The organism is Fulvivirga kasyanovii, from assembly GCF_009711405.1.
In the GTDB taxonomy this organism is placed as follows: Bacteria; Bacteroidota; Bacteroidia; order Cytophagales; family Cyclobacteriaceae; genus Fulvivirga; species Fulvivirga kasyanovii.
This window is the reverse complement of sequence record NZ_SMLW01000392.1, coordinates 1-8,434: the sequence shown is the minus strand read 5'-3', so window position 1 is coordinate 8,434 and position 8,434 is coordinate 1. Positions and strand designations below refer to the sequence as shown.

The following is an 8,434-nucleotide window of genomic DNA, read 5'->3' as shown; positions in this document are numbered from 1 at the left end:
TCCTGGTTACTGTAATACTCCATTTCTATTTTTTCAAACAATTCCCAAATAATTTTTTCTTCCGCAGGTGAAAGGTGAAGGGCTTCATTGATCTCATAATCGAAAAAGCCATATCCTTTGATCTCTTCGTGAAGTGCATGCCCGTTTAAAAAATCTTCATGGAAGTAAATAATGAAACCATTTTCCTCGAACTCGATATCGCGCATACTTATTATCTGACGGGGCTTAACAAATGACATGGATCCACGATCATGATCATATTTGGTCTTGCCGTACCGCATCACACCTGATTTCATTTTTTTAAACCCTATCATATAGAAATCACTGGTGTGCTCTATGCCTGAGTTATTGCAGGTGCCGTCACATTTGGCTATACTGATCAAAGGATGTTCTGACGGTGGGAAACCCAGGGTATCGTGCAGTTCGCTTAATTGTTTGAAATGATGCATAATATTTGACAAATAATGGTTCTTGTATAAAACAAGGAAAGACTTTTATCATCCATAGAATGGCATAAAACCGCTCTTTAGGTATTGAAAAAAATCTTTCCTTATTCACGCAGATATTTCTTTAAACGGCGTGGAGACTTCTATCGTTGTTGTAATCGCTATTTTCCATGTGCAGCGACGGCAACCTCCTGCCACTCCTCCCATTCGGCAAGGCGCTGTTCATAAACTTGTCTCACCCATGGAAGGGCCACCTTACCAAGAAACAGGCGAAGAGGTGGGTTAGGCGTATCTATCAATTTCAGTATGGCATCTGTCGTAGCTTCGGGTACACCAAAAGAATCATCGGTAAGACCGGCCTGAAAGGCTTCCTTTACCGGCTCATAGGCCTGCATGGGCTGGGTATGGGCAGCAGAGGCTCCGGCCCAGTCGGTGGCAAAGCCATTCGGTTCTACAATAGTTACCTTGATCCCAAAATCCTTTACTTCGGCCGCAAGGGTCTCGCTGAGTCCTTCTACAGCAAATTTAGAGGCATTATAAATTCCCAAAACCGGCAGGGTCACGAGGCCTAATGTACTTGATACCTGGACGATATGTCCATGACCTTGCTCACGCATAACCGGAAGTACTGCCTGTGTAACCCATAATAATCCAAATACATTGGTTTCAATTTGTTCCCGCGCCTCCTGCTCACTGGTCTCTTCAATGGCACCGAACAGGCCAAAACCGGCATTATTGATGAGTACATCAATAGCACCAAAATGGTCTTTAGCCTGCCCTATAGCCTCAAAGCAGGCTTCCCGGTCATTTACATCCAGTTGTAAGGGTAAAATAGCATCACCGAATTGTTGTTGAAGATCCTTTAGCGAATCTGTATTTCTTGCCGTGGCCACCACCTGATGCCCTTGCTTTAAAAGTGCCTCAGCCCAGAGTTTTCCAAATCCTCTTGAAGCTCCTGTAATGAAAATAGTCTTTGTCATTGCTTAATGTTTTAATAAACGATGATACAAAGCTATTGAGGGCGGTATTCATGCTGCTTATACAAAAATCAGGAATACAGATACATTTTTACAATGAGGCAATTTCCAATTGTTGCAATCATCAAGAGCGCATTATTTATGATGAAGAGGTGTGGTAAGCGTATCTACTTCGTGGTTGCAAACCTGAAAAGCCTGGGCTATGGATAAATGGTGGTTAACATGTTTGGAAATCAAAATTTCGATCAGGCAACCGTTTTCTTGTGCGTAAAATTTATAGGCCGATAACTTTTTACCCTCCCAATCACTGAATACTATATCATCACTCCTTAAAGTTTTTATATCCAACTTCGCAACACCACTTATTACTTTGGGATTTTGCCAGTTTATCATTTGCGTAATTCGATAGTTAATAGTAGTGCTATCCAACACTTTAAATTCTATCCCATATACATATTCATGGACTGAATCTATCATGTCTTTTCCTATAAACAGTTCATAATTATGAAAAGCAGGAAGGTCAACGGAAACATCCTCATTATCAGCAATACCCTTTACTTGTAAAGAACCTTTTTCACTGCCGGATTGGCAACTCCATATCAAAATGGTTATTAATAGCAGATAATTTCTGTTCATAATAGGATAGCCCAGGTTTTATCTGAGCGAATTATCTACCTTAAACGTTAGAATACTTTTATCAGTGATAACATCAAGCTTATTTTCAGTATAATTTGCCAGGATCAGTTTAAAACCGTCCTCCAGATCCCTGCTACATACCAATGCCCCTCCTCTGTCAAGCATTTCTAATTTACCTGATTTAAAGCTGTAAGTGTGCATGTCTGATGGGTCTTGTACTAATTGAGCTGTGATCACACCAATGTTTTGACCGACAAGCAGCACCTGCAATATTCTCATATCCGTTCCTTTTATAGGATAACTCCATAGCACATTGCCGGTATGGGCATCCAACGTATAAAGGGTACACTTCAGCGTCCCCTTCTCCATACCCCAAGTGCTGATGTGCAATAACTCACCATCCTGGGTAATATGAATGCCTTCTCCCCTTTTCTTATACATGGCCAGTGACAAGCGATTTACAGGCTTTTCCCATATAAATGCACCTTCCAAATTATATTTAGTGAGGAAATGTTGACGGGTAGTATTGTCCTCCGAATAGAGCAATATGCCATCGGCAATTAGTTTTGTTGCTTTTATATATGTGTTTTGCTTTTCCGGATGCTTCAGGCTTCCGCTTTTTACTGTATCCTTCTCCTGAAAGATCATATATTCAAAATCCGGCTGGTCATTATCTGTGTTATATCTATTAATGAGAACACTTTTTTCGCCATACCCTGCAAACACTTCCATTAACTCACACGGTAACCTGACGCCATTTTTATTCCAATACCATAATGGCCCGGGACCTCCTTCGTCAGCATGGCCAATCGTGCTATCCATTAAAACCAGGTGATTGTTTTGTAGCCCGTATGCTCTGGTAGTGACTTTCATTCCGGCCATATAACTGTCAGGGTGAGCGCTATATGGCTGGTATTCTATTGTATAAATCCGCTCGTCCCATACTGCAAGGGCGTCTCCAAATTTTACAGGCTTTTGATAACTTTCATTCCCCCGCTGAACAAACTCATCTGAGATAAGGTAAATATCGCTCGTACGCTCATCTGGCAGAATATCATTTACAGGAAAATCCAGGGGCCTGCGGGACTGCTCTTTAATAATGACGTCGCACTCAGTTGTGTAAGTTGACTGAGCGTAAATATCCGGTTTTAAAAGACATAGAGCTATAAATAAGTATATATATTGTTTTCTGATTGCTATCAAAATTTACCAAAATTAAAATCTTTAACTCTCAATGTTTCAGGAGCTATTCTCATAACTGACCTATAGGAGCTAATTACCTCTCTTCTTTAATATAAAAAGCACAAGACCAAAAAGTACGACAATGCATGCTGCCGCCACAAAATAATATAAAGTACCGATTGGCTCATCTTCCGGCTTCTGACCAAACTCCTCATGCTGTCTGGCATCTTTTTGTTCCTGGAGGTAAGCACCTTTAGGAGGGAAATGCTCCTCAAAAACGGACTTTTTAAACCCATATTTCTCGAATAAGGGCATCAGGTTGTCAATCTTTTCTTTGGCCCCGAGTTTATTCTCCTTGTCATAATGCGCGGCCATTTTATAGGCCACATATGCATTTTCAATAGATACATGGATCTCTAAAAGTTCTCCAAGCTCCAGAAGTACATTTGCCAATAGCAAATCAGAATCCGGAGTAAAAGGTACTCTTTCTTCCAACTGGTGCCCGATTTGCCAGATGGTAAGCATAATTTTATCGTGTGCCTTAGTGTAAAGGCCTACCGTGTCTGTAAGGTTTAAGTTAAGTACCTGGTTTTTGAGTAGCCAATCGCCGTCCTTTTCTATATTCTTTTTTGCTTCTAAAATAGACAAATGCACCCACTCGCTGCCCATATGAGAATCAGGATTCAACTTCAAACCCTTTTCTATGTATTTATAGGCAGAATCTATTTGGCCATTAAGCTCATACAGCGTTCCCAGATTGGAGACTATCCTGTATTCATCCTTATGCTTATCATTTAACCAGATAAATATATCGAGAGCTTCCTTGTACTTACCTAACCTCGCCAAGTGAACTCCTACATCTGAGAAGTCCTTAAAATCAATATCATCTGGATCGGTAAGATCGATTTGATCCACTATCTTTTGCGAATGAGCAAGGTCAAAAGTCCTGTAAAAAATGGGAAGCCCTTCATATCGTTCATATACCTGACCTCTGGCGTTTACATTATATTCATTGAGGCATGCAAACGCTTTAACTGAGGACATTAAAATAAGGACTGCAAAAAATGTAGGTTTCATCTTGATTTAATATGTTTTTATCTTCATGGCTAGATACTTCACCAAAGCCTGTTGAGAGGAACAATACGTGACGCTTTTAATTTAAGCTTGCGGTCTGATAAGCGTGTAAGATAATAAATTTAGGGCATTACAACCAAGGATGTCTGATGATATGGGTTTAATACATCTGGCAAACTTAATTCATAATTTTCTTTCTTGATTTCTTCTAATGCACATGCCTCCCTCTCGCTAAACTCGGCTGTTCGGGTACAACGATTTGTCCAATAGGTGTTCTGTCTTTGTATATTATCACCCTTTTCTGTGAAAAAGAATGAGTGTAAATTGACTTTTTCGTTTGCATAAACAATATACTCCTGCCCTAGTTGAAACCTAAAGCCGCAGGAAGCCCCCCTGTTGGTGGTAAAAATGGTCACAACCTTGTCAACTTCATTTTTATAAGATTCAATAACACGCAGTCTCACTTCATACACCAGGCATGCTTCAAAAAATTCCTGATGCATAGATAAGCTTCGCTTTACCTCATCTACTTTGTCTGGACTAAGCGTCTCCTCAAATGAAATGAGGCTTTTGCTCTCGACGATCCCATGCACTACAACACCAGCATAACCGTAAGACTCCTCAACAGACCCCGGCCCTCCACATTTACAGGCTTGCCCTGCATAGCCAAAAGTGAGCAATAAACAGGTTAGTAGAATTTTTAATTTCACAGTTTTAGGTGTTAATTCTCACTATCTGATTTTTCTGAACGTCAGGCTCATCCTACCATTGATAGTGTCGGATTTAGGTATGGCATGTTGCCAACTATGCTGTACCTCATTTGACATATATATCAAAGATCCGGACATCAGTTCATAATCCTTTACAACTTCTTTATTATTAATATTCCTGAACTGTAAAGTTCTGGTCTCTCCTATTGATACTATAGCAACTCCGGTACCTTCATGTAAAATATCTGTTTGGTCTGAATGAAATCCCATACTTGATTTGCCATCGGAGTAGTAATTAATCAAACAATTATTAGGCAGAAATTTCAGTATTTTTGAAATAGAAGTAGCTATTTCTTCCAGTTCCTCAGTAAACGTTTGATATGGATAGCTAATTTGAGAATAGTTGTATGCTTTCCCATAACTGGCCGTTTTTCTTGCAGCCATTCTGGTATCCCAGGCAACAGTTGTCCTTAGCACTTCAAACAACTCAGAAGGATTGCTTATAAACTTATCTATATATGTTATTCCATCCATATCTTATTTAGCAAATAAATCCGATAACAACCTGTTCACTATCAGTAGCATCTGAATAAAACTCAATTACACTTTTTAAGCTTTCTTGTAAATACTCCTTCGAATCTTCCTCATCCCAAATTTCAGGGTATACATTTGCCTCATTAAGCTTCTTGCCATCAAAATTTGCCATAAGCGCTGTAATATTTACCTTATTAAGTTCCTTGGATATCTTATTTACCCGTTCCTGATCATTGTAGAAAGCAGGACCATATCCCAAGTCTTGTTCTTCATCAATAACTTTATCACTAAAGATCACATACTCAATAACTTTTGACGTTCCATCCATTTCTGTATCAGCGAGGCTCTTCCCGGATAAAACATAATGAATTGCTTCCCATGACTTATCTAAATCCAAATACCAATCTGCCTCAAGGTTAGCTTCATTATAAATCAAATTTTCAAGTTTTCCAGAATCTGCTTTAAACATCTCCAGGTCTTCTTTTGACACCCGAATGAGATTTCCTATCATTCCCATAACTCACTTTTTAATAATTAATAACCAATACTTTATATTCAGTGGCAACGCACATCAGAAAGTCTATCCACATAGATTCTCTGCCATTTAATAAGGGTCAAAGGTAATGTGTCAGGCTCTTTAATAAAATACAGGAGTTGTATTAAAAACCATTTCCATAAACAAATACCATTTTATGGCATTCAGTGCTATATTCGAGGCATATTTCTAAAAAATGGAAAGGATCAACCGAATAAAATAAGTACTGGTTATTAAGGGTATGCGCCAAAAGGAACTGGCCGAAAAGACAGGGAAGACTAGAAATGCTATAGCTTCAATCTGTAACAATAAAAGCCAGCCACACTTGAAAGACCTGAAAAAGATTGCTGCAATACTTGATGTGGACATTAGGGAATTACTGGTTCCCACAAAATAAAACCTGATATCAGGTTACTCGATGTCATTATCTTTGTCATCAAGTTTATACTTCTCATAGTCAACAATTTCCTTTTCAAAATAGTGATTTTGGGAGAGCAGTTCATCGATTTTCAAGATCAGCCCCTGGTTGTGCTCTGCCATAATAAAGGCCAGATCCCAAATATCAATAGAAAGGGTAAAGCTGCCCTGGTTGGAGTCCAAAACCAGCAAGACCTCGTCATTCATCCATAAGTCCTGAGCCGACTGTACCTTTACCTCCAATTCCTCCAGTGCTTTTTGCAATTCAGCCAGAAAGGTTTCTTTCTCAGGCCCATAGGTGAATTCCAACAGGAGTTCCGTTTTTCCATAGGCAGGACGCAGCCTGTATTTGTTCTTCTTTTGCATTTCTTAGGGCAGTTTAAAGCCTTACGACGTTGGTTCCAAAACTGGCAAAATCAATAGCCCTCTCTCCTGCTCTGATTTGAAAACTGATGTTGTTTTCCTCTCCTTCTGCCACCTTTATCAAAAACTCAACCTCCATTTCGCTATTTCCGGCTGTCAATGCCTCCACCTGATCAAAGAGCTTCTCTTTATCAGGAAACAGGTAAACTCTGATATCACCACTTTGCTGACGACTAAAGTACATGGTTATTTCAGAAGGAAGCACTTTTTTACCAGGTTTATGAAGCCATTGATAGGTAGTATCGTATCTAAGCTGCCGGAAATCACTGATGTTAACGCTGGATATCTCTCCCTCCCCTTCGATCGTCAAACCCCAGTTAAATTCCATTTTATCCATTGCCTCACGTTTGTTTAACCGGTCAGAGTTTTTAATCTCTTGGAGAGTTTTCCGGATATCTTCTTTGCTCGCCTGCCCCTGATTAACAGCATAGAATGCCTCTATCTTTTGGTTTTTCTCTTCCTGGCTTAGCGGTTTCACTTCCACTTTATGATAAGGGAAATACTGTTTATTACCTGGCCCAAAAAGCCTGACTTTACCTTCCGGAAGAATAAGCAGGTTTATACTCCTCATAGTTCTGCTGCCATCAGGCCAGTTTTTTATAGGGAAATGCCCGGCAGGAAATGGAAAGGTGTCACTATAATATGTTTCTTCTACAAATGAATACCACGAAAGCACAAACTGATCTGCCTCCACCGGAATACTTTCCCTTCGGTCAATCAGTAAATGATCCATTTCCCTGACCTTCTCTTCACTCTCAAGCACACTATCTATGCTGAATTCACTGACTGCAGTGACACTAAAGGTTGATGCACGACCGTTGGTGCTATTCATAAACTTGAGTTCATCTATATAAACAGGTAACTCCCGGTAGTGAGACACGTCGATATAAGCAGGAACAAAATAGGTGAGTTGCTCTTTTGATGCCAAAAATGCAAGATATTCCTTTCCTCCTATGTACAAAGTCGGAGTACCAATATACAGTACCAGCCAGGTGAAAAACCAGGGTTTATTCAGTACCCCGGTTTTGCTTAACTGTACCAGGTGGTAAATACCAAAACTGGTAAAAGCAATAAGCAGCAGCCCTCCCAAAAATATACTTGCAAACACCATTCGTAATTCTCCGGGGGCATAACTAACATAGCCGGTCACACTCCCGACGCCTTTTCCCCATTGATAGAAAAACTGGGCTCCAAAGGCGATCAATAAGGACAGCAAAACACCCGAGATCATAGCTCCTTTCACGCCATAGTAGAAATTAATAATCCACTGAACAGGTACTACAAGAAAAAATAGTAAGCCGAGGACGATAAGGAGGTAAAAATAAAAATCAGAATTTCCCATATATGCTTGATTAAAACAGGCTTGTTAACTACACCTATATGTTTGGTGTAACCAGCGTAAAGCTAAAGCACATTGAGTTCCTTTCTGTCACTCTTTATAGTGATTTTTATGATTACTGATTTTTAGGGGGAGGGTGTTGCTATTTTTACACGCCCCTA

At 39.8% G+C, this 8,434-nt stretch carries 10 protein-coding genes and 1 pseudogene; 1 reads left to right on the top strand and 10 read right to left on the bottom strand.

Going from position 1 to position 8,434, the window contains the following annotated elements; genetic code table 11:
- From E1163_RS04985 to E1163_RS04950, 8 genes and pseudogenes are all read right to left on the bottom strand, one after another.
- Nucleotides 1–449 (bottom strand): annotated as a pseudogene (locus E1163_RS04985) (helix-turn-helix domain-containing protein); the annotation flags it as partial.
- 158 nt (nt 450–607) lie between these two features.
- A complete protein-coding gene (locus E1163_RS04980; protein ID WP_155170126.1) occupies nt 608–1,426 on the bottom strand; it encodes an oxidoreductase in 819 nt (272 codons plus the stop codon).
- A 132-nt stretch (nt 1,427–1,558) separates the two neighbouring features.
- Nucleotides 1,559–2,059 (bottom strand): hypothetical protein, encoded by a 501-nt coding sequence (locus E1163_RS04975; protein WP_155170124.1) that lies wholly within the window; start codon nt 2,057–2,059, stop codon nt 1,559–1,561.
- Between the two features lie 18 nt (nt 2,060–2,077).
- Complete coding sequence (locus E1163_RS04970) at nt 2,078–3,262, bottom strand: PQQ-binding-like beta-propeller repeat protein (protein WP_155170122.1); 1,185 nt, start codon at nt 3,260–3,262, stop codon at nt 2,078–2,080.
- Nucleotides 3,263–3,331: 69 nt separating this feature from the next.
- Nucleotides 3,332–4,318 carry a tetratricopeptide repeat protein gene (locus E1163_RS04965; protein WP_155170120.1) on the bottom strand — a complete coding sequence of 329 codons (987 nt, stop codon included), beginning with the start codon at nt 4,316–4,318 and terminating at the stop codon, nt 3,332–3,334.
- Between the two features lie 119 nt (nt 4,319–4,437).
- Nucleotides 4,438–5,025 (bottom strand): hypothetical protein, encoded by a 588-nt coding sequence (locus E1163_RS04960; RefSeq protein WP_155170118.1) that lies wholly within the window; start codon nt 5,023–5,025, stop codon nt 4,438–4,440.
- A gap of 21 nt (nt 5,026–5,046) precedes the next feature.
- On the bottom strand, nt 5,047–5,559 hold the full coding sequence (locus tag E1163_RS04955) for an alpha-ketoglutarate-dependent dioxygenase AlkB (RefSeq protein ID WP_155170116.1): 513 nt from the start codon (nt 5,557–5,559) through the stop codon (nt 5,047–5,049).
- Nucleotides 5,560–5,566: 7 nt separating this feature from the next.
- Nucleotides 5,567–6,076, bottom strand: coding sequence for a YfbM family protein (locus tag E1163_RS04950; RefSeq protein ID WP_155170114.1), 510 nt, complete (start codon nt 6,074–6,076; stop codon nt 5,567–5,569).
- 259 nt (nt 6,077–6,335) lie between these two features.
- Between E1163_RS04950 and E1163_RS04945 the strand changes: the two genes are divergently transcribed.
- Nucleotides 6,336–6,491, top strand: a complete 156-nt coding sequence (locus E1163_RS04945; protein WP_246223506.1) for a helix-turn-helix transcriptional regulator — start codon at nt 6,336–6,338, stop codon at nt 6,489–6,491.
- 14 nt (nt 6,492–6,505) lie between these two features.
- Here E1163_RS04945 and E1163_RS04940 read toward each other — a convergent pair whose 3' ends face one another.
- Nucleotides 6,506–6,877 (bottom strand): hypothetical protein, encoded by a 372-nt coding sequence (locus tag E1163_RS04940; protein WP_155170113.1) that lies wholly within the window; start codon nt 6,875–6,877, stop codon nt 6,506–6,508.
- Nucleotides 6,878–6,890: 13 nt separating this feature from the next.
- Nucleotides 6,891–8,276: a hypothetical protein gene (locus tag E1163_RS04935; RefSeq protein WP_155170111.1), complete on the bottom strand. Its 1,386-nt coding sequence runs from the start codon at nt 8,274–8,276 to the stop codon at nt 6,891–6,893.
- Nucleotides 8,277–8,434 lie beyond the last annotated feature (158 nt).

Bases quoted from the DNA above. Each gene is read 5' to 3' on its own strand.
- E1163_RS04980 (WP_155170126.1), bottom strand. From the start codon at position 1,426: ATGACAAAGACTATTTTCATTACAGGAGCTTCAAGAGGATTTGGAAAA.
- E1163_RS04975 (WP_155170124.1), bottom strand. From the start codon at position 2,059: ATGAACAGAAATTATCTGCTATTAATAACCATTTTGATATGGAGTTGC.
- E1163_RS04965 (WP_155170120.1), bottom strand. From the start codon at position 4,318: ATGAAACCTACATTTTTTGCAGTCCTTATTTTAATGTCCTCAGTTAAA.
- E1163_RS04955 (WP_155170116.1), bottom strand. From the start codon at position 5,559: ATGGATGGAATAACATATATAGATAAGTTTATAAGCAATCCTTCTGAG.
- E1163_RS04950 (WP_155170114.1), bottom strand. From the start codon at position 6,076: ATGGGAATGATAGGAAATCTCATTCGGGTGTCAAAAGAAGACCTGGAG.
- E1163_RS04945 (WP_246223506.1), top strand. From the start codon at position 6,336: ATGCGCCAAAAGGAACTGGCCGAAAAGACAGGGAAGACTAGAAATGCT.
- E1163_RS04940 (WP_155170113.1), bottom strand. From the start codon at position 6,877: ATGCAAAAGAAGAACAAATACAGGCTGCGTCCTGCCTATGGAAAAACG.
- E1163_RS04935 (WP_155170111.1), bottom strand. From the start codon at position 8,276: ATGGGAAATTCTGATTTTTATTTTTACCTCCTTATCGTCCTCGGCTTA.